The sequence below is a fragment of the Marinobacter halotolerans genome (assembly GCF_008795985.1).
In the GTDB taxonomy this organism is placed as follows: Bacteria; Pseudomonadota; Gammaproteobacteria; order Pseudomonadales; family Oleiphilaceae; genus Marinobacter; species Marinobacter halotolerans.
In genome coordinates, this window is sequence record NZ_VMHP01000001.1 from 1,671,407 (window position 1) to 1,690,418 (window position 19,012).

The window sequence follows — 19,012 nt, forward strand, 5'->3', positions numbered from 1 at the left end:
TTTTGACCACTGCCAGATTAATGACATCACCAGCCAGTAGTTAAAGGCGGTAAACGGGGGTTTTCATGAGTGCGGTTACAGATACCCACGCCCAGGACGATCATCACCACGGCCCTGCCAAGGGATTCAGCCGGTGGTTGCTGACGACCAACCATAAAGACATCGGGTCCATGTACCTGATCTTCAGTTTCACCATGTTCCTGTTGGGCGGGGCCATGGCAATGGTGATTCGGGCCGAGCTGTTCCAGCCGGGCTTGCAGATTGTGGAGCCGGCATTCTTCAACCAGATGACGACCATGCACGGTCTGATTATGGTATTCGGCGCGGTCATGCCGGCCTTTGTCGGCCTGGCTAACTGGATGCTCCCGCTGATGGTGGGCGCGCCCGATATGGCCCTGCCACGGATGAACAACTGGAGCTTCTGGCTTCTGCCCTGCGCCTTCCTGATTCTGGTTTCCACCCTCTTTATGCAGGGCGGCGCACCGAACTTCGGCTGGACCTTCTACGCTCCGCTGTCCACCACTTACGGGCCACCGAGTACCACCTTCTTCATCTTTGCCGTTCACATAATGGGTATCTCATCCATCATGGGTGCTATCAACGTGATCGCAACCATACTGAACATGCGTGCACCAGGTATGACCCTGATGAAAATGCCCCTGTTCGTGTGGACCTGGCTGATCACCGCTTTCCTGCTGATTGCCGTTATGCCTGTGCTGGCCGGCGTGGTCACCATGATGCTGATGGATATCAACTTCGGCACGAGCTTCTTTGATGCTTCCGGCGGCGGCGACCCCGTACTGTTCCAGCATGTGTTCTGGTTCTTCGGCCATCCCGAGGTCTACATCATGATTCTGCCGGCCTTTGGTGCGGTGTCTCATATCATCCCGGCATTCTCCCGCAAGCCGCTGTTCGGCTATGCCTCAATGGTATACGCGGTAGGTGCGATCGCTCTGCTGTCGTTTGTGGTCTGGGCTCACCACATGTTTACCGTGGGGATCCCCATCGCCGGCCAGTTGTTCTTCATGTATGCGACCATGCTGATCGCGGTGCCCACGGGCGTTAAGGTGTTCAACTGGGTTGCCACCATGTTCCGTGGTTCCCTCACCTTTGAAGCGCCCATGCTGTTTGCCGTTGCCTTCGTGATCCTGTTCACCATTGGCGGTTTCTCCGGACTGATGCTGGCCATCGCCCCGGCGGACTTCCAGTACCACGACACCTACTTCGTTGTGGCGCACTTCCACTACGTGCTGGTGCCCGGTGCCATCTTCGGTATCTTCGCCTCGGCCTATTTCTGGCTGCCCAAGTGGACCGGGCACATGTACGATGAAACCCTGGCCAAGACCCACTTCTGGCTGTCGTTCGTGGGCATGAACCTGGCGTTCTTCCCCATGCATTTCCTGGGGCTGGCGGGTATGCCGCGTCGTATCCCGGACTATGCTCTGCAGTTCGCCGACTTCAACATGGTGTCCAGTATTGGCGCGTTTATGTTCGGTGCGACGCAGCTGCTGTTCCTGTTCATTGTGGTCAAATGCGTAAGAGGCGGAGAGAAAGCCTCCGCCAAGCCCTGGGATGGTGCTGAAGGTCTGGAGTGGACGGTACCGTCACCGGCGCCTTATCACACGTTCGCGACGCCGCCGGAAGTGAAATAGCGCCTGGCGGCGCCGTTCGATAAAACAATAACTGAAAACGGAAAAGCCATCGGAGATTAACATGGCCGACAACCAGTCATATTACGTGCCTGAACAGAGCAAGTGGCCCATCATTGCTACCGTTGGGCTTGGGGTGATGCTGTATGGCCTTGCAGCCATCATGGTGGATAGTAAGCAGGGTGCAGAAACCACCAGCTCGTGGATTATGTTCTGGGCCGGCACGGCCATCATGGTCTACATGCTTTTCGGGTGGTTCGGCAATGTCATCAAGGAAAGTCGTTCCGGGCTTTACAGCCCGCAGATGGACCGCTCTTTCCGCTGGGGGATGATGTGGTTCATATTCTCCGAAGTGATGTTTTTCGCGGCCTTTTTTGGTGCTTTGTTCTACGTTCGTGTGTTTGCCCTGCCATGGCTGGGCGGCGAGGGCGATAAAGGCAGTACCAATATGCTCTGGGAAGGGTTTCAGGCCAGCTGGCCGCTGCTGAACACGCCCAATCCTGAAGCCTATCCGGCGCCAGCTTCTGTCATTGGGCCCTGGGGCCTGCCCCTGATCAACACCATCCTGCTGGTGACGTCGTCTTTCACCGTCACCGTGGCACACCACGCCTTGAAGCATGATAACCGGCCCAAGACCAAGCTCTGGCTGGGAGCGACCATTGCTCTGGCTCTGGTCTTTGTGTGTGTGCAGGCTTATGAGTATGTCCATGCCTATCAGGACCTGAACCTGACGCTGGGATCCGGCATCTACGGCAGCACTTTCTATATGCTGACCGGGTTCCACGGGGCGCACGTGATACTGGGTACGCTGATGCTTACCATCATGCTGGTCCGGATTCATAAGGGACATTTTACGCCCGACAACCATTTCGGGTTCGAAGCCTCGGCCTGGTACTGGCACTTTGTAGACGTGGTCTGGCTCGGTCTGTTTGTGTTCGTCTATGTAATCTGAGCCCGATGAGGATCAGGGGGTCGGATTCAGTGTCAGGCCCCCTTGCCATAGCGAGATAAGAATCACCGCCAGCAGCGCGATGCTCAGTGCGACCCGCAGTGCCAGTGAATTCAGAACCCTGTTGCTTTTCCCGCCATCCTTTATCAGGAAAAACAATCCGCTGAACAGACTCACCACGACCGCAAGCATGAGTACAACGATGGAAATTTTCAGCATGAGTAATCCTGTGGAACAAAAGGTGAGTTTACTGGCCACTATAGCAGACCATGGTCGCGCCTGATTCAGTCGAGCCCCGTCGGTGGCGGTTCGACTGGCGGCTGATGGTTTTCGCCGGCATATTTCTACCACTGTTGATCGGGCTCGGCCTCTGGCAACTGGATCGGGCCGCAGAAAAGAAAGCCCGCCTTGCGCAATGGCAGCAGCAGGCGACAGAACTGAGCTGGCCTCAGCACATTGCCGAAGGCCTGCAGCCGGGTCAGCCAGTGACGCTGACGGGCGAATACGGAAACAATACGTGGCTGCTGGATAATCGGACCCGTGATGGTGCGGCCGGCTATGAAGTTCTGACGCTCTTTCGCCCGGACAGCGGCAGCCCATTGGTGATCAATCGTGGCTGGGTACTGGCGCCACGGCGCCGGGACGAGTTGCCGGACATCAACACGCCGGAGGGCGAGGTGGCGGTTTCCGGTCGCCTGAGCGAGTACCCTGTTCCGCCTGTGCTGATGCAGACACCCGATGATCAGGTTGGCTGGCCCAAGCGGGTGCAGGCGCTTATCCGGGCCGAGGTGTCCGCGCAGATTCCGGACGTGGCGCCGCTGGTCCTGCGCCTCAAGGGCCCCGACCAGCCCGGCGCATACCGTGCTGACTGGGCGCCGGACACAATGGGGCCGCAAACCCATTACGGCTATGCCGTGCAATGGTTTTCACTGGCCGCCGCACTGGTTATATTGACGTTGGTTGCAAGCTACCGCAGAACGGGAAACAACAATGACAACGGCTGAATCCATGAACCGCAACAATGAAGAAGACAACCACAACGTATCGCCGGAGCAGGTCCGGCGCGGGCGTAGAATGGCTTTGTTGCTATTTGCCATCGGGTTTGGCCCCATGGTGCTGGCAACCATCATGTATTACACAGGCTGGATGAATCCCACGGCGCAGAGCAATAACGGTGTGTTACTGAATCCACCGGTGCCGGTGGCCGAACTACAGTTGCAGGGGGCGGGGGGCATGCCTCTGGAGGATCGCTTCGGCCCCGAACTCGAAGAGCCCGAGTGGATGATGATGGTGGTTGCCGGCGATTGCGAAGCTGCCTGTGAAGATTTGCTGTATCTGACCCGACAGGTGAATATCGCTCTGGGCAAAAATGCCAACCGGGTGAATCGTTCTGCCTGGCTTGGCAACGTCAGCGACGACCTTGCGGCCCGCTGGCCGTCGGAGTATTCGTCGATGGAGACCCTGGAACTGACAGACGGCGCTGAACCTTCGTGGCCACCAGGTGTCAATCCAGACACCCAACCCCGTATTCTGGTCGTTGACCCCTTCGGGAACGTCATTATGCATTACGGCAGTGAGCACACCGGCAAGCAGATGCTGGAAGATCTCAAACAACTGCTGAAACTTTCGCAGATCGGCTAGCCGCGTTTCCGGAGAACAACCGTTGAATCCATATAATTCCACATCATCCAGTCGCACCAGCTTTCTGGCCCGGGCCTCACTGTTTGCCACATTGCTGGCCGTTGTCGTGATCATGCTTGGTGCCTGGACTCGCTTGGTGGATGCCGGGCTTGGTTGTCCCGACTGGCCGGGCTGTTATGGGTTTTTGACGGTGCCCCAGGGCGAATCAAACATTGCCATTGCCAACGCCCGTTTCCCGGACACCCCGGTGGAAGCCGAAAAGGGCTGGCCTGAGATGATTCACCGATATGCCGCCGGCACCCTTGGCCTGGTGGTGTTCGGCCTGGCCGGTTACGCGGTAAGACATCGCCGTGAAGGTCTGCCGGTCAAGCTGCCACTGTTTATTGCCGCCTTTATACTGCTGCAAGGGGCGTTCGGTATGTGGACGGTGACCCTCAAGCTTTGGCCCCAGATAGTCGCCCTGCATCTGCTGGGGGGCTTTACCACCCTAACGCTGCTGACCCTACTGACCTTACGCTTGCGAAATCATGCCCGTCCGGCCCCGGAACCGTCTGCGCAACCCGTTGAAAAACAGAACCGGCAGACTCTGGGCGGTTTCCGGCCCTGGCTTTATGGGGGGCTCCTGTTGGTTGTACTGCAGATTGCCCTCGGTGCCTGGACTGCGGCGAATTACGCCGCGGTAGCCTGTACGGATCTACCCACCTGTCAGGGCCAGTGGTGGCCGGACGATATGGATTTCCAGCACGGATTTGACGTTACCCAGCACGTGGGCCCGAACTATCTCGGAGGCCAGCTGACGGCGGACGGTCGAGTTGCCATTCACGTCACTCATCGGGTCGGTGCCATGGTCGTACTTGCGTACTTCACCGTTTTTCTGGCATTACTGTGGCGCCGTGTCCGGGGCACACCCATGGCATGGCCTGTGGCATTGGTGGCAACGATTCTGGTTTTACAGATTCTGCTCGGACTGGCCAACGTTATTTTCCATATACCGCTGTCTGTGGCGGTGGCGCATAATGCAATGGGTGCAGGCCTGTTGCTGAGCGTGGTCAATCTGATCTGGCGCCTGAAGCGAATGCCAGCCAGCGAGGCTGGCGAAGAAACACCACATACAATAATGAATGATCGAGAGGTACCAGCATGAGCGAGCATGTTGAGAGGCTGCCCGCACAGGCTTCCGGAGAAACCAGAGCGTCGTCGGCGATCTCCTGGCGGGACTATCTGGAACTGACCAAACCCACCGTGGTCGCGATGATGATCCTCACGTCGGTCATCGGGATGCTGCTGGCAACGCCGGGTGTTCCGGGCTGGGAGGTTCTGCTATACGGCAACCTGGGCATTGCTCTGCTGGCCGGCGCGGCCGCCGTGGTCAACCATGTCGTCGACCAGAAGATCGACACGGTCATGGCCCGCACTCGTAAACGGCCCGTGGCCACCGGCAAGATTGCCCCCCTGGATGCGCTGCTGTTTGCCACCGGTCTGGCTGTGGCCGGAATGGTAATACTGGTGTGGCAGGTGAATACCCTGACCGCCTGGCTGACATTGGCCTCCCTGGTGGGCTACGCCGGGGTCTACACCCTGTTTCTGAAGCGAATGACACCCCAGAATATCGTGATCGGGGGGCTGGCCGGCGCTATGCCGCCGCTTCTGGGCTGGACCGCAGTCACTGGTCAGATCGATGGTCACGCGCTGCTGTTGGTGCTGATTATCTTCGCCTGGACACCACCGCATTTCTGGGCCCTGGCTATCCATCGAAAAGAAGAGTACGCCAAGGCCGGTATTCCCATGCTGCCAGTGACCCACGGCAACCGGTACACCGAACTGCATATTCTTCTGTATACCCTCATTATGTTTGCGGTCAGTCTGCTGCCTTTCGTGACCGGCATGTCCGGTGGTATCTACCTGGTGGGCGCCGTAGCACTGGGGCTCAGGTTCCTGCAGTACGCCGTTCGTCTGTTGCGGGGCGATGATCGTCGAGTGGCGCTGAAAACGTTCAAGTATTCCATCACCTACCTGATGGCCCTGTTCGTGTTTCTACTGGTCGACCACTTTGTCTTCTTCTGAAGGATTACGTTCTGAATGAATTCCGGCCAATCCACAAACCGTTCCATCCGCCTGACACTGGCCGTCATGCTACTTGTGGTGATCCTGATTTTCGGGCTGGTGATTGGCCGGCAGACCTTTCTGGCGGATTCCGGAGAACCTACGCCGGCGCCGGACCTCACCGAGATCAATACTTATGTCTATGATCAGGCCCGGCCACTGACGGATTTTCAGCTTGTGGATGAAAACGGCGAGTCCTTCACCCCGGAAGACCTGAAGGGGCACTGGACCTTTGCCTTTGTGGGCTTTACCAACTGCCCGGATATCTGCCCCGCTGCCATGGCCAATCTACGCCAGACAGAGAGCCTGCTGCCGGAAACGCTGCCGCAACCACAGTATCTGCTGATCACGGCGGATCCTGAAAACGACACCCCGGCAAAGCTCAAGGAATATGTGAGCTTCTTCGGCGACAATTTCCACGGGGCCACCGGTGAGCTTCCCATACTGCGAGCGCTGGCCGAGAGCCTCGGGGCGGCGTTTTCCGAGCGTGAGGTGGAGGGAGAAACCCTGGTCAGCCACAGCGGTCACTTCGCGCTGATCAACCCCGAGGGAAAGCTTGCCGCCGTAATCCAGCCGCCCCACTCACCGAAGGACATCGCCTCGGCTTTCCGGAAAATCTACGAGTGGGCCAGGGAAAACCACCCCCGGGCGGCCCAGTCCTGATCCGTGGCTGTCACTAGCCCGTCTTCACCAAGACCGATTGATCTGTTCACGGTACTGGCCGCCGGCGCCACACTGTTACTGGTGACCCACGGCCTTGGCCGCTTTATCTATACACCCCTGTTGCCTTATCTGGTGGACGATGGCGTGCTAACAGCCGGTCAGGGCGCTGCCATTGCGACCTGGAACTACCTGGGCTACCTGCTTGGCGCCCTACTGGCGATCCGCTTTCATACCATTGACCATATCCGCAGGTTGCTACCGGCCTCGCTGTTGGTCCATTTGCTGACCACCCTGGCCATGACCCAGACCGATAACCTGACGGCCATTTCTGGCGCCCGTCTGCTGAACGGCATTGCCAACGGGATTGTCTTCGTCCAGGCGCCGGCGCTAATTCTGGAGTGGCTGGTGCTGCGTAACCGCGCCACTCTCAGTGGGCATCTCTATATCGGGGTGGGGCTCGGTCTGCTCCTGTCCAGCGGGCTGGTAAGCTTCAGCGCCGGATGGCTTGAGGGCGGCGAGCGTTGGTGGCCCGCCGTGATATTTTCTATTCCTCTCGCCTGGTGGGCCACCACACGCCTGCTCAGGCTGAAGCTGGCTATGCACGACGACAGCGGCGGCCGTTCCGCACACACCCGTTCGCCCCTGTTTGACCGGGCCAGTGTGCCGCTGTTTCTTTCCTACGCCGGTGCCGGGTTGGGCTACATCCTGCCAATGACTTTTCTCCCGCTGCTGGCGCGACAGCAACTACCTGACGAACACTGGCTTCTGGATGGCGCCTGGTTTGTCGCCGCGATGGCCACCATCCTCTCGCCTTCGCTCTGGAATTTTCTTGGCAGTCGCCTCGGGGATATACGCGCCCTGCGCCTGAACTTTCTGATCCAGCTTGCCGGAGTTCTGGCGGCTGTGGTTCTGCCGGGGGCCCTGGGTATGGGCCTGTGTGCAATGCTGGTGGGCAGCACGTTTGTGGGTACGGTGATGCTCACCCAACGCATTGGCCGGGCCTTGCATCCTCATCAGGGTCCTCGTCTATCCGCGGCGATGGTCTCAGTCTACGGCTTCACCCAGATGGCCGGGCCCTGGCTCACCAAGCAGTGGCTGGATGGTGGCGGTTCGCTGACCACCGCCTTCGGTATTGGCGTGGCTGCGTTGGCTTTCGGGCTACTGTTTGCGTTTTTTGTGCCCAGGCCCGCAGACTGGCACTCAACATGACCCCGGATCAGCTCGAGCTTCCCGTCGATCAAATCCTTCCGGACCTGATTTACACCCTGCAATCACACACCACCGTACTGCTGCAGGCCTCCCCGGGCGCCGGTAAGACCACCCGGGTGCCACTGGCGTTAATGGATGCACCCTGGCGCCAAAAGCGGAAAATTCTCATGCTTGAGCCGCGTCGCCTGGCCGCCCGGGCGGCGGCTCGCTTCATGGCGGGACAACGTGGCGAAAAAGCGGGTGGGACGGTCGGATATCGAACCCGGCTGGATAGCCAGGTTTCAGCCAGCACGGTCATCGAAGTGGTCACCGAGGGCATTCTGACCCGGATGATACAGTCCGATCCGGCCCTGGAAGACTACGCCGCGGTAATCTTTGACGAGTTTCACGAACGTTCCTTGCAGGCGGACCTGGGCCTGGCGCTGGTCCGTGAATCAAAACAGGCACTGCGGGAGGATCTGCGGGTGGTCGTAATGTCCGCGACCCTGGACACCGCGCCGATTGCCCAGCTGCTCGGCGATGCACCCGTGCTGACGGTGGAAGGTCGTGCTTTTACGGTTGAAGAACGCTACCGGCCTTTGCCGGTGCGGGCACGCCTGACCGATCATCTGTGCCAGGTGATTCTGGAGGCCCTGGATGAGGAAACCGGGTCTTTACTGGTGTTTCTGCCCGGTGCCGGGGAGATCCGGTGGGCCGAACGTCAGTTGCGGGAGGCCCTCGGCGCAGGCAGGAACGGTGACGTGGTTATTGCTCCGCTTTTCGGCAACCTGGGCCACCGGGAGCAGGATCTGGCCATCGCACAGGCTCCCGAGGGTCAGCGCAAGGTTGTATTGGCTACGGCCATAGCCGAATCCAGTCTGACCATTGAAGGCATAAGGGTGGTGATTGACGCGGGCCAGCAGCGCCGCGCCGTGTTCGATCCCAACAGCGGTATGACCCGGTTAGAAACCAGGGCGGTATCGAAAGCGTCCGCCGAGCAGCGAAAAGGCCGGGCCGGGCGTTTGGAGCCCGGCGTCTGTTATCGACTCTGGAGCGAATCCACACAGTTCTCCCTGGCGGACTTTACCCCACCGGAGATACAACAGGCCGATCTTGCGCCGCTGGTGCTGGAGTTGGCCCAGTGGGGCGCCCGCAGCCCCGACCAGCTGGACTGGATCGACCCGCCGCCCGTGGCCCACTGGAACCAGGCCCGGGCGTTGCTGCAATGGCTGGAGCTGCTGGACGACGAAGGCGGGATTACGGCTCACGGCACAGCGGCGCGCAATCTGGGATTGCACCCGCGCCTGGCTCACATGCTGCTGATCGCCAGAACTCTGGGCCAGGAGTACCTGGCGGCGGAGCTGGCCGTTTTACTGGAAGATCGGGACATTCTCGGCCGCCATGCCGGCGCCGATATGCAGGAACGAATCCGGGCCCTGCGCGAGGGGCGGACGGGTGAGCGCGCGGGGCCGCTGAAAAAGCAGATCCGCAAACTGGTCGGTCAACGGCCGCCCCCGGATAATCTACCTTCCGGCGAGGATATTGGTCGGCTGCTGGCCTTGTCGTACCCCGACCGGATTGCCCGGCGTCGAAAACCCGGCAGCCGGCGGTACCAGCTCAGCAATGGCAAGGGCGCGACACTGGCAGACGGCGAGTACCTCGCCAGCCATGAGTGGCTGGTGGCGGCGGAACTGGACGGCCAGGCCCGGGAGGCCGGTATCTATCTGGCGGCCCCGGTGGACCCGGCAAGGTTCGATGATGATCTTTCCGGCCATATCACCGAACAGGAAGAAGCGTTCTGGGACGATCATCGCGGTACGGTGGTGGCGCGACGGGTGAAGCGCATCGGCCAGCTGGTCCTCAGCGAAAGCGTGTTGCCCGCCCCGGACCCGGAGCTGATCCGTCAGGGCCTGCTGACGGCCGTGCGACAGAAAGGCCTGGAGAGCCTGTCCTGGTCGCCGCAAGCTCGCCAGTGGCAGGCCCGGGTTGGTCTGTTGCGAGCCCAGGCGCCGTCAGACTGGCCGGTTGTCTCGGATTCGGCCCTGCTCGCGGGGCTGGAATCCTGGTTTGCGCCCTTTCTGGCGGGATTGACTCGTTGGCGGGAGGTACAGGCACTGGACCTGCTGCCGGCCCTGAACAGCCTGCTGGACTACAACCAGCAGCAGGCCCTTGCCAGCCAGGCACCGGAGCGGATAACCATTCCCACCGGACAGTCGGTGGCTCTTGACTACACCGCGGACAATGGCCCGGTGCTGGCGGCTAAACTCCAGGCCCTGTTCGGCTGGCAGGACACGCCTAAGGTTGCCGGCGGTCGGGTGCCGGTGGTGATTCATCTTCTATCCCCAGCCCAGCGCCCACTCGCGGTCACGGCCGATCTGGCCAGTTTCTGGCGGAACGGCTATGTGCAGGTTCGAAAAGAACTGCGGGGTCGGTACCCGAAGCATCCCTGGCCGGAGGACCCGTTCACGGCGCAGGCTCAGCAGGGAACCAAGAGGCGCCCTTCTCACTGACCCGCCCGGTGACAAGGCGACTAGGCACGCATTCAAAGTAGATATTCCGGGGGTGAATGTGAGCCCCGTCTGGCGCGCCGATCTCGTCCACCGCCATCTCTTCAAGCCCGACGGTCCGATGGGACTGAGCCCCTTGTTTGAAGGAGTCAGCAAGTACCCAGACCGGCAGATTATGCTCGCGGGCCGCGAGCGCCAGCAAATAGGTGCCACTTTTGTTCACGAAGTGATTGTCGGTAAGCCAGGTATCACAGCCGACGACCGCCAGACTGGCTTCGGGCACAAAAAGACCCAGCTGTGCGTCTGTAATCACGGTCACTTCTATAGCAAGCTGATCCAGCTCTTCGGCCAGCGTGAAGCCCTCGTTGCCGGGGCTGCTTTGGGTACAGATTACTGAAAACCGGCGACTCTGTTGCGACAGCTGTTGGATGAACTGAAGGATCTGCGAACTGCGGCTGTGGGTCAGAATCACCGCTCCGTCGGAAACCAGTTCGGCCGCGTGTTTTGCCACCTCCTGGCCGGCCCGTGTTAACTGATCGAGCACACGGGCCACGGTGTCTGAAGCCGCCGCTGAGACATTATCCGGGTCGGGAAACTGTTCGAACTGGTCCTGGCAGCGATCCAGAGCGTTGGCCAGTGCCACCATGCTGGGCCGAGAATGCTTCAGGTCGTCCAGAACCTCGTTCAGCTCGCCGGCGGATACCGCTTCCTGGGCCAGCCATGCCTGCAAACCCTGTAACGCCAGCTCGGCCAGCTGCGCGGCGCCGGAGGTCTGGTCGTTGCGGATGGTCTGAATCAGTTGCTCGCGGGTCTGTGGTTGCCAGTTCACGGAATACCTCGGAATACCCATTCACCAGACCCAGCCTAGCAGATGCGGCGCTATCCCGGCGTTGGAACCTTACAGAATGGCCCGGAACACCAGCAGGATGCCGGTGACCAGCAACACTCCGTAAACGGCACGACGGAAGTAACCTTCATCCAGGCGATGGTGTAGAAAATCGCCCACCACCACGCCCATCACCAGCATCGGCAGGTACCAGGCGATCCTGTCAGCAGTGGCAATCAGGCGTCCATCGAACAGGTACAGCAGCGTGAGTGTGACGTTCAGAGTCAGCCATACGCTGACCAGGGTGGCGCGGGTCCGGCTCTTGTCCAACTGGATGCCGGCAAGAGCGTAGACCAGTAACGGCCCGCCGGAAGCAAAAAGTCCCTGGGTAACGCCAGCGGCAAGTATGATGCCCCGGCTGGTTTTCAGCCCATGGGGAGCGGCGACATGGCCGCCAAACAACCGCCACAGCTCTTTTCCGGCAAACCAGACAATCAGGCAGCCCAGCAGTATTTCCAGCCCGCTGTCGCCCAGCCAGGGCATCAGGAAATAGCCGGTGATGGTTCCGGCCAGCATCAGCGGCAGTATCAGTCTGGTCAGAATAGGCCAGTCAATGTGCTGGCGGTTTTTCCAGGTGAGATAACTGCTCATCACGACACTTAGCGGTACCAGGACGGGAAGCAACTGGGGAATGGGCAACATTAACGCCCCAAGCGACAGGGCAATGACAATGGAGCCAAACCCGGTAATGGTTTCGATGGTAAAGGCCAGCAGAATGGCGAAGCCGAGCCAGAGCCAGGGGTCGATCATGCCGGGATATCTCCCGCGAATTTCTTCCGTACGGCCCGCAGGTACAGGCGCGGCGCAATACGCCATAGCAGGCTGCCGAAGCGTGACAGGGGTTCCGGCAGCAGCCAGGGTTTGCGGCCGGTCAGCGCAAGGCCGATCATTGCCGCCATATCAGCGGCGCTGGCCATACTGCCCACCGTTGAGCGGGCGTGGCTGGCTTTGCTGCCGTCCGCCCCCAGGGCATTCTGTTCTATCGGCGTGTCGAGAAAACTGGGGTAGACCATCAGCAGATGGATGCCTTTGGGCTCCAGCTCGAACCTCAGCACCTCAAAGAACTGGGTCAGGGCGCTTTTGGCGGCGCAATACCCCGCCCGCCCGGGCACCGGCATCCAGCCTGCCATGGAACCGATACAGATAATGCTGCCATGGGATTTTTCCAAAAGCGGCAGGGCTAACTGGGTCAGCTCCACCGGCCCCTGAAAGTCCACGGCCATAACCTTGCGGAAAACGTCCGGACTGGTCGTGGCAGCGGGTGAGCGGTGGGTAATGCCGGCGTTGTTCACCAGCAGATCGAGCTGCCCGAAGGCCTGTTCGGTTTCCGCGATCAGGCGCTCCAGATCAGCGGTCTGGGTCACATCTACCTTGGTGACGTGTACCCGTTTGTCGTTTCCCAACTCGGCCCTTCGGTTTGTCAGCGCCTCGACGTTGATGTCTGCCAGTACCAGGGAATGACCGGCTCTAAACCAGTGTTGCGCCATGGCCCAGCCAAGGCCGCTGGCGGCGCCGGTAATAAGTGTGACCATTACAGGTCTCCTTTCAGGCGGGCCTGTTCGATAAAGAAGTCGAAGGTTTCGGCCGAGGTTTTCTGCAACCGGTAGCCAAACTCCTCCTTCAGGCGGCGATTGCTGAGGACCGGGCGATAGCGCAGGAAATTGACCTGCTCCGGGCCCACCGGTTTGCCAAGCCATTTGGCGATTTGCAGGCCCGCTCTCACCACGCTGGCCGGCAGAGTGATGACCGGTTTACCGAGTCGCTTCGCAATGTCCCGAATCGTCAGCGCGCCATCGCCGGCCATGTTGTAGCAGCCTGTCTTGTCCTCCCGGATGCCCTGCTCCATGGCGTTCAGCACGTCCTGGTCCCAGATGAACACGAACGGCGATTCGCTGCCCCGGATGGCCAGAAGTCTGGGCGCCAGAAACAGGCCCGTAATCTGGTTGCGAGTATCCGCCCCAAGTACGGTGCCGGGTCGGAAAACCAGTTGTTGCAGTTGCCGATGGTTTTCCCGGTGTTTGCCCAGTAGCTCCTCCACCTGGCGTTTGTGGTCGGAATAGGCAAACTCAGGATTGCCTCTCAAAGGGTCATCTTCATCGATCCACGCTGGATTGTCGGGATGGTAGCCATAGGCGGCGCCCGAACTGGTGACGGTCAAATGCTTCACCTTGGCGGCCAGGCAGGCTTCAATGACATTGCGGGTGCCGTTTACATCAATGTCGTGGTCGCGCTCGCGTTCTGCCGAGGCCTGAAGGACGGAAGCCAGGTGGATCACATGGGTGATGCGGTACTCTGCAAGGGTGATCACCAGTTTGTGGTCACGGATATCCAGCACTTCCAGCGGGAATTGCAGCCCGTCGCGGTGCTGAATGTCGGTGCCAATGACGAAGTAGTCGGTCGCCAGTCTGTTGCCCAACTGATGGCCGATGTAACCGGCGGCGCCGGTGATAAGGATGCGTTTTTCGAAGGTCATGACGTCAGCCTTATTGTTGTTACAGTTCGGGAATCGGGCGCCGGGCCCAGATCTGGGATAGCGTCAGGCCGGATACCAGATGCCAGACCCCCCAGAAAGCGGTAATCAGCATCATGCCACCGGCGTCGGGAAAAAAGGTAAACAGGATTACCAGTCCCAGGCCGGAATTCTGGATGCCCACTTCCATGGTCACGGCGCGCTGGTCCGGCACTGATAGGCGCATCAGCCTTGCCATGCCAAACCCCAGCGCCAGGGCCATCAGGTTGTGGCCAACCACCAGCCAGAAGAAAGTGTGGAATTCGGTCAGGAACAGATCGACGTTGTTGAGAAACGCGATTGCCACAAACGCCAGAAAGACCAGCAGCGAGATCACTCGCAGGGGTTTCTCGCTGCGCTGGGCTAGTGTCGGAAAACGGCCACCGGTCATCATACCCAGCAGCAGGGGCAGTGCCAGCACCAGTAATACCAGCATCAGTAGGTTTTCCGGCGGCAGGGCAATGTCCTGCAGGTAAGCCCGGGTGTGGGGATTGAGCCAGCCGTAAAAGGCAAAGTTCAGCGGCGTCATCACCGTGGCGGCCAGGCTGGATACCGCCGTCATGCTGACGGAGACTGCCACGCTGCCCTTGCCCAGCCAGGTCATGATGTTGGAGAAGCTGCCGCCCGGGCAGGAGGCCACCAGAATCATACCCAGGGCCAGTTGTGGGTCGATCCGGAAAACCGCAGTGAACAGGCAGGTTACCGCCGGTAACAACAGAAACTGGGCGAGCAGCCCGGCCACGGGCGCTCTGGGAATGGCCAGCACTCGCCGGAAATCGTCCGGTTTCAGATTGAGGGACACACCAAACATCATGAACGCCATGATGACGTTCAACAGCACCAGGCTGGCGGGATCAAACTGCACGGTCATGCGGTTTTACCCTATGTCGACCGAATCGGATTCGAGTTCGGCAATGTCCTCGGCGAGGGCGTCGAGGTAGGCATCCTTGTTCACATAGTAGGCCATGCGGGCCAGCTTGATGTAGTTGTAGCCCCCATCCAGCCTTTCCCCCGCGTGTTCCCGCTTTTTCTGCTGGATCCGCCCTGCGCCAGCGGCGCCGTCCTGCTGCTTGCGAATGTACAGAGCCGCCAGCCTTGCCTGCTGGTTGCGACCCTCCCACCCCAGGCCGGTGGCTTCCACCATGCCCATCAGGAAAAGGTTGTCGTAATAGGGATGCAGCATGTTCAGGTACAGGCGTGGGGCGTCACCCTGTTCCGGCCAGTTCAGGTGCTTTCTGTCGATGAATGGGTAATCCAGCAGATAGCCTGTGGCCGTCAGGATCAGATCGTACTCGACGCTTTCGCCATCGCTGAAGTGAACCGTTTTACCCTCTACCCGTTCGATGCTGCGCCGGGGCTGAATGTCGCCATGGCCCAGGTGATGGAGAATCAGCGAGTTGATCACCGGGTGGGATTCATACATCCGGTAGTCCGGGTCCGGCAGGCCGTAGTCGGACGGTTTGCCCATCACCGTGCGGATCAGCAGCGCATCCAGCCGCTGCTTGATCGGTCGCGGCAGTTTGAGCTTGCCGCCGAGGGTATCGATCGGCCTGCCCTTGAGGAATTTGGGCAGAAAGTAATAGCCCCGGCGCAGGCTCATATCCACCGAGTGGGCATGGTGCACCGCATCAACGGCAATATCGGCGCCGGAGTTGCCGCACCCGATGATCAGCACCCGTTTGGTGCGGAATACCTCCGGGCTGCGGTAGTCCGCAGAATGCATCAGCTCGCCCTCGAAGTTACCGGGCAGGGCCGGCTTGTTGGGAGTATGCAGGGTGCCATTGGCGATCATCACCCCGTCGAAGGTTCGGATCTTTTGTTCGCCGTTATGTTCGGTAGTGATCTGCCACTGCTCTCCTTCCTCGCCAACCGGCTCAACCCTGATCACACGGGTGTCGAACTCGTAGTGTTCGCGAAGGCCGAAATGATCCACGAAATTCCGGAAATAGGTTTTCAGTTCCTGGTGGCTGGGATAGGGGGCCACCGAGTCTGCCATGGGAAATTCGGCGAACTCCGTCATCCGCTTGGATGAGATCAGGTGGGCGGTCTCATACATGGTGCTGTGGGGGTTGTCGATGTCCCACAGCCCACCCACATCGCTGTGAAGCTCGAAGCCGGTAAAGGCAATGCCCTGTTTCTGGAGATTGCGGGCGCAGGCAAGGCCCATGGGGCCTGCGCCGATGATTGCGTACATAGCGGATTTCCCGGTTTTGTTGTTGTAGTGCCGTATCTTAGGCTTTTTTTACCCGGTTTCGCACGGCAGGACCAAAAAAGATGCCTTGTGGCCGGCTGTCTTTTATGGGTAGATATGCTCATATCCGGGCCCGGGAAAAAGCCCGATGATCGCGCAACACCACGGGTGCTGCAGCGTTGCTGTCGCACCTTTTTTATGTCTGTTTGCCCTGTGGAGGGACACACCACCCATGACCGAAGTCGCCAACGCCAATATCGCCGACTACTACACTGCCGAAACCTTCAAGCGCATCAAGGACTTTGCCGATGGCAAGGAAACACCCTTTGTGGTGATTGATACGGCCACAGTGGAGCACCAGTACAATGAGCTTCTGGAAGGCTTCCCCTATGCGAGCGTGTACTACGCGGTAAAAGCCAACCCTGCCCCGCAGATCCTGACCATGCTGCGAGACAAGGGGGCCAACTTCGATATTGCATCGGTGTATGAGCTGGACAAGGTGATGGCGCTGGGTGTGACCGGCGAGCGTATCAGCTTCGGCAACACCATCAAGAAAGCCCGTGATGTACGCACGTTTTTCGAACGCGGTGTCCGGCTTTTTGCCACCGACTCCGAGGCCGATCTGCGCAACATCGCCAAGGCCGCACCGGGCTCGAAAGTTTACGTCCGCATCCTGACGGAAGGTACCCTGACCGCCGACTGGCCCCTGTCCCGCAAGTTCGGCTGCCAGACCGACATGGCCATGGACCTGCTGATCCTGGCCCGCGATCTGGGCCTGGTGCCTTACGGTGTGTCTTTCCACGTGGGCTCACAGCAGCGCGAAATCGGCGCCTGGGATGCTGCCCTTGGCAAGGTGAAGGTGATTTTCGAACGCCTGAAAGAAGAAGACGGCATTGAACTGAAAATGATCAACATGGGCGGTGGCTTCCCGGCCAACTACATCACCCGCACCAACGATCTGAAAACCTACGCAGAGGAAATCTCCCGTTTTCTGCACGAAGATTTTGGCGACACACTGCCGGAAATCATTATTGAGCCTGGCCGTTCGCTGATCTCCAACGCGGGCGTGCTGGTGAGTGAAGTGGTGCTGATTTCCAGAAAATCCCGCACTGCCCTGCACCGCTGGGTGTTTACGGATGTTGGCAAGTTTGGCGGCCTGATCGAAACTCTTGACGAGTCCATCAAGTTTCCGATCTGGACGGAAAAGGTCGGCGAAGGCGAAGACTGCGTGATTGCCGGCCCCACCTGCGACAGCGCGGATATCATGTACGAGCACCACAAATACCCGCTGCCGCTGAACCTGGCGATCGGTGACCGTATGTACTGGTTGTCCACAGGTGCTTATACGACTACTTATAGCGCCATCGAGTTCAACGGCTTTCCTCCGTTGAAGGACTATTACATCTGACCCTGCGGGGCTGCCGCGAGGTGGGGACTCTGTTTTCCTTGGAAATGGAACTCGCTTCGCTCAGACACCCATTTCTGGCGGAAAACAGAGTCCCCACCCCACGGCGATCAGGCTGTTGGTGGGGTTTCCCTGTGCTGTTTCAGGTTCAGGGTGAAGGTTAAGGGAAGAACCAGCACACAGTAGGCGATGATGAACATCACGGCATAGCGGGCGTCATTGCCCCAGTCTGCCAGCAGGCCGCCGATCATCGGGATCGAGAAGGCCAGTGTGTACCCCACCAGGAAGTTACCGGCGGACAGCCGGCCGGTTTCCCCGGATTTGACCAGCACCGGTGGCAGAGCCACCAGCAGGATCAGCAGGATGCCGGCGGTGAAACTCATGACGGTCGCGCTCGCGATGGACCACCAGCCGGTCAGCAGTACCGCACCGATAGTGCCCAGGATGCTGCAGCTGGCCATCACGATGATCGGCCCTTTTTCGCCTACCCAGCTTTTCGCCATTTTCAGCATGACCAGTGAAGCCGCCACCTGGGCCAGGTTGTAGCAGAAGAGAGCGTCTGCCAGCAGGTCAAAGTTGCCCTGTTGTTCCAACAGGTTGCCCATGTAGGCATTCAGGCCAAAGAACAGCGACCCTGACAGTCCCAGAAGCAGACCCAGCCTTAGCGTCAGGGGGTTTTTCCAGTCTGGCAGCCAGGCGGGCTTTTCCACTGGGCGGCCCATATCCCGCCTGGGCAGGAAGAGTGCGGCGGCAACCAGCAGAGCCGGTAGTGACCAGGCCAGCATGGTGGCGCGCCAGCTGTTGTCCATCAGGGGCATCAGTACCGGCAAAGTGATACCCGCACCGATGAATTCTCCCATCAGCATGCCGTTCATGTAGATGGCAGAACCAATAGCCAGATGTCTCGATTCCAGCCAACGGGGCAGCAGTGCCGGCAGGGAAGGCTGCATCATGGCAACGCCAAAACCCATGACTGCGCTGGCAATCATCAGCGTGAGGGTATCTGGTGCCAGGCCACGACCGGCAGAACCGATCATCATGATGACCATGGCCAGCGCCAGGCTGTTTCTCGGGCCGATTCGCGAGATGGCCAGGGAGCCGGGCATGGAGCCGATGGCCAGCATCAGAATCGGCAGGGTGGTCAGGGCCCCGGTCAGCGCTTGGGACAGTCCCAGTTCGTCACTGATGAAGGGGGCCAGCGGTGGCGCGACCAGAACCGGAATGCGTAGATAGATTCCGGCCAGCCAAAGCAGAACCGCCACCGGAAGCAGTTTGCCTGCCGGTGGCGGTGAGGTGGGAGTGGAATACTCGCCCACTATGC

18 protein-coding genes are annotated in these 19,012 nt (G+C 59.7%); 10 read left to right on the forward strand and 8 right to left on the reverse strand.

Annotation, left to right across the window (positions count from 1 at the left end; genetic code table 11):
• Positions 1 to 65 precede the first annotated feature (65 nt).
• Both ctaD and FPL19_RS07765 read left to right on the forward strand, forming a co-directional pair.
• Positions 66 to 1,652, forward strand: coding sequence for a cytochrome c oxidase subunit I (gene ctaD / locus FPL19_RS07760; RefSeq protein WP_150911878.1), 1,587 nt, complete (start codon positions 66 to 68; stop codon positions 1,650 to 1,652).
• A 61-nt stretch (positions 1,653 to 1,713) separates the two neighbouring features.
• Complete coding sequence (locus FPL19_RS07765) at positions 1,714 to 2,601, forward strand: cytochrome c oxidase subunit 3 (protein ID WP_150911879.1); 888 nt, start codon at positions 1,714 to 1,716, stop codon at positions 2,599 to 2,601.
• 12 nt (positions 2,602 to 2,613) lie between these two features.
• Here FPL19_RS07765 and FPL19_RS07770 read toward each other — a convergent pair whose 3' ends face one another.
• The gene (locus FPL19_RS07770; RefSeq protein WP_150911880.1) at positions 2,614 to 2,817 is read right to left on the reverse strand and encodes a twin transmembrane helix small protein; all 204 of its coding nucleotides are present in this window, start codon (positions 2,815 to 2,817) and stop codon (positions 2,614 to 2,616) included.
• Between the two features lie 50 nt (positions 2,818 to 2,867).
• Between FPL19_RS07770 and FPL19_RS07775 the strand changes: the two genes are divergently transcribed.
• The 7 genes from FPL19_RS07775 to hrpB all read left to right on the forward strand — a co-directional run bounded on the left by FPL19_RS07775 (position 2,868) and on the right by hrpB (position 10,703).
• Positions 2,868 to 3,602, forward strand: a complete 735-nt coding sequence (locus tag FPL19_RS07775) for an SURF1 family protein (RefSeq protein ID WP_225314331.1) — start codon at positions 2,868 to 2,870, stop codon at positions 3,600 to 3,602.
• Positions 3,589 to 4,239 carry a hypothetical protein gene (locus FPL19_RS07780; protein WP_191965237.1) on the forward strand — a complete coding sequence of 217 codons (651 nt, stop codon included), beginning with the start codon at positions 3,589 to 3,591 and terminating at the stop codon, positions 4,237 to 4,239. Before FPL19_RS07775 ends, FPL19_RS07780 begins: the two co-directional genes overlap by 14 nt.
• 112 nt (positions 4,240 to 4,351) lie before the next feature.
• Positions 4,352 to 5,383 carry a COX15/CtaA family protein gene (locus tag FPL19_RS07785; RefSeq protein WP_404802816.1) on the forward strand — a complete coding sequence of 344 codons (1,032 nt, stop codon included), beginning with the start codon at positions 4,352 to 4,354 and terminating at the stop codon, positions 5,381 to 5,383.
• Positions 5,380 to 6,303, forward strand: coding sequence for a heme o synthase (gene cyoE, locus FPL19_RS07790; protein WP_150911881.1), 924 nt, complete (start codon positions 5,380 to 5,382; stop codon positions 6,301 to 6,303). The genes FPL19_RS07785 and cyoE overlap by 4 nt, the downstream gene beginning before the upstream one ends.
• A gap of 15 nt (positions 6,304 to 6,318) precedes the next feature.
• Positions 6,319 to 7,005: an SCO family protein gene (locus FPL19_RS07795; protein ID WP_150911882.1), complete on the forward strand. Its 687-nt coding sequence runs from the start codon at positions 6,319 to 6,321 to the stop codon at positions 7,003 to 7,005.
• A 3-nt stretch (positions 7,006 to 7,008) separates the two neighbouring features.
• A complete protein-coding gene (locus FPL19_RS07800) occupies positions 7,009 to 8,214 on the forward strand; it encodes a YbfB/YjiJ family MFS transporter (protein ID WP_150911883.1) in 1,206 nt (401 codons plus the stop codon).
• A complete protein-coding gene (gene hrpB / locus FPL19_RS07805) occupies positions 8,211 to 10,703 on the forward strand; it encodes an ATP-dependent helicase HrpB (protein WP_150911884.1) in 2,493 nt (830 codons plus the stop codon). Before FPL19_RS07800 ends, hrpB begins: the two co-directional genes overlap by 4 nt.
• Here the strand turns inward: hrpB and FPL19_RS07810 are convergent.
• From FPL19_RS07810 to FPL19_RS07835, 6 genes are read right to left on the reverse strand one after another with little or no spacing between them, the layout of a single operon-like run.
• Complete coding sequence (locus tag FPL19_RS07810; RefSeq protein WP_150911885.1) at positions 10,657 to 11,550, reverse strand: translation initiation factor eIF-2B; 894 nt, start codon at positions 11,548 to 11,550, stop codon at positions 10,657 to 10,659. The genes hrpB and FPL19_RS07810 overlap by 47 nt on opposite strands.
• 48 nt (positions 11,551 to 11,598) lie before the next feature.
• Positions 11,599 to 12,336: a sulfite exporter TauE/SafE family protein gene (locus FPL19_RS07815; protein ID WP_150911886.1), complete on the reverse strand. Its 738-nt coding sequence runs from the start codon at positions 12,334 to 12,336 to the stop codon at positions 11,599 to 11,601.
• Entirely contained in the window at positions 12,333 to 13,118 is a 786-nt protein-coding gene (locus FPL19_RS07820; RefSeq protein WP_150911887.1) for an SDR family oxidoreductase, read from the reverse strand. The genes FPL19_RS07815 and FPL19_RS07820 overlap by 4 nt, the downstream gene beginning before the upstream one ends.
• A complete protein-coding gene (locus tag FPL19_RS07825; protein ID WP_150911888.1) occupies positions 13,118 to 14,059 on the reverse strand; it encodes an SDR family oxidoreductase in 942 nt (313 codons plus the stop codon). Before FPL19_RS07825 ends, FPL19_RS07820 begins: the two co-directional genes overlap by 1 nt.
• Positions 14,060 to 14,078: 19 nt before the next feature.
• Complete coding sequence (locus tag FPL19_RS07830) at positions 14,079 to 14,966, reverse strand: bile acid:sodium symporter family protein (RefSeq protein WP_150911889.1); 888 nt, start codon at positions 14,964 to 14,966, stop codon at positions 14,079 to 14,081.
• 6 nt (positions 14,967 to 14,972) lie between these two features.
• On the reverse strand, positions 14,973 to 16,289 hold the full coding sequence (locus FPL19_RS07835; protein ID WP_150911890.1) for a flavin-containing monooxygenase: 1,317 nt from the start codon (positions 16,287 to 16,289) through the stop codon (positions 14,973 to 14,975).
• 229 nt (positions 16,290 to 16,518) lie between these two features.
• On the opposite strand from FPL19_RS07835, the gene FPL19_RS07840 reads away from it, so the two are divergent.
• Positions 16,519 to 17,694: a type III PLP-dependent enzyme gene (locus FPL19_RS07840; protein ID WP_150911891.1), complete on the forward strand. Its 1,176-nt coding sequence runs from the start codon at positions 16,519 to 16,521 to the stop codon at positions 17,692 to 17,694.
• Positions 17,695 to 17,801: 107 nt separating this feature from the next.
• On the opposite strand, the gene FPL19_RS07845 is transcribed toward FPL19_RS07840, so the two are convergent.
• Positions 17,802 to 19,007 carry an MFS transporter gene (locus FPL19_RS07845; protein WP_150911892.1) on the reverse strand — a complete coding sequence of 402 codons (1,206 nt, stop codon included), beginning with the start codon at positions 19,005 to 19,007 and terminating at the stop codon, positions 17,802 to 17,804.
• Positions 19,008 to 19,012 lie beyond the last annotated feature (5 nt).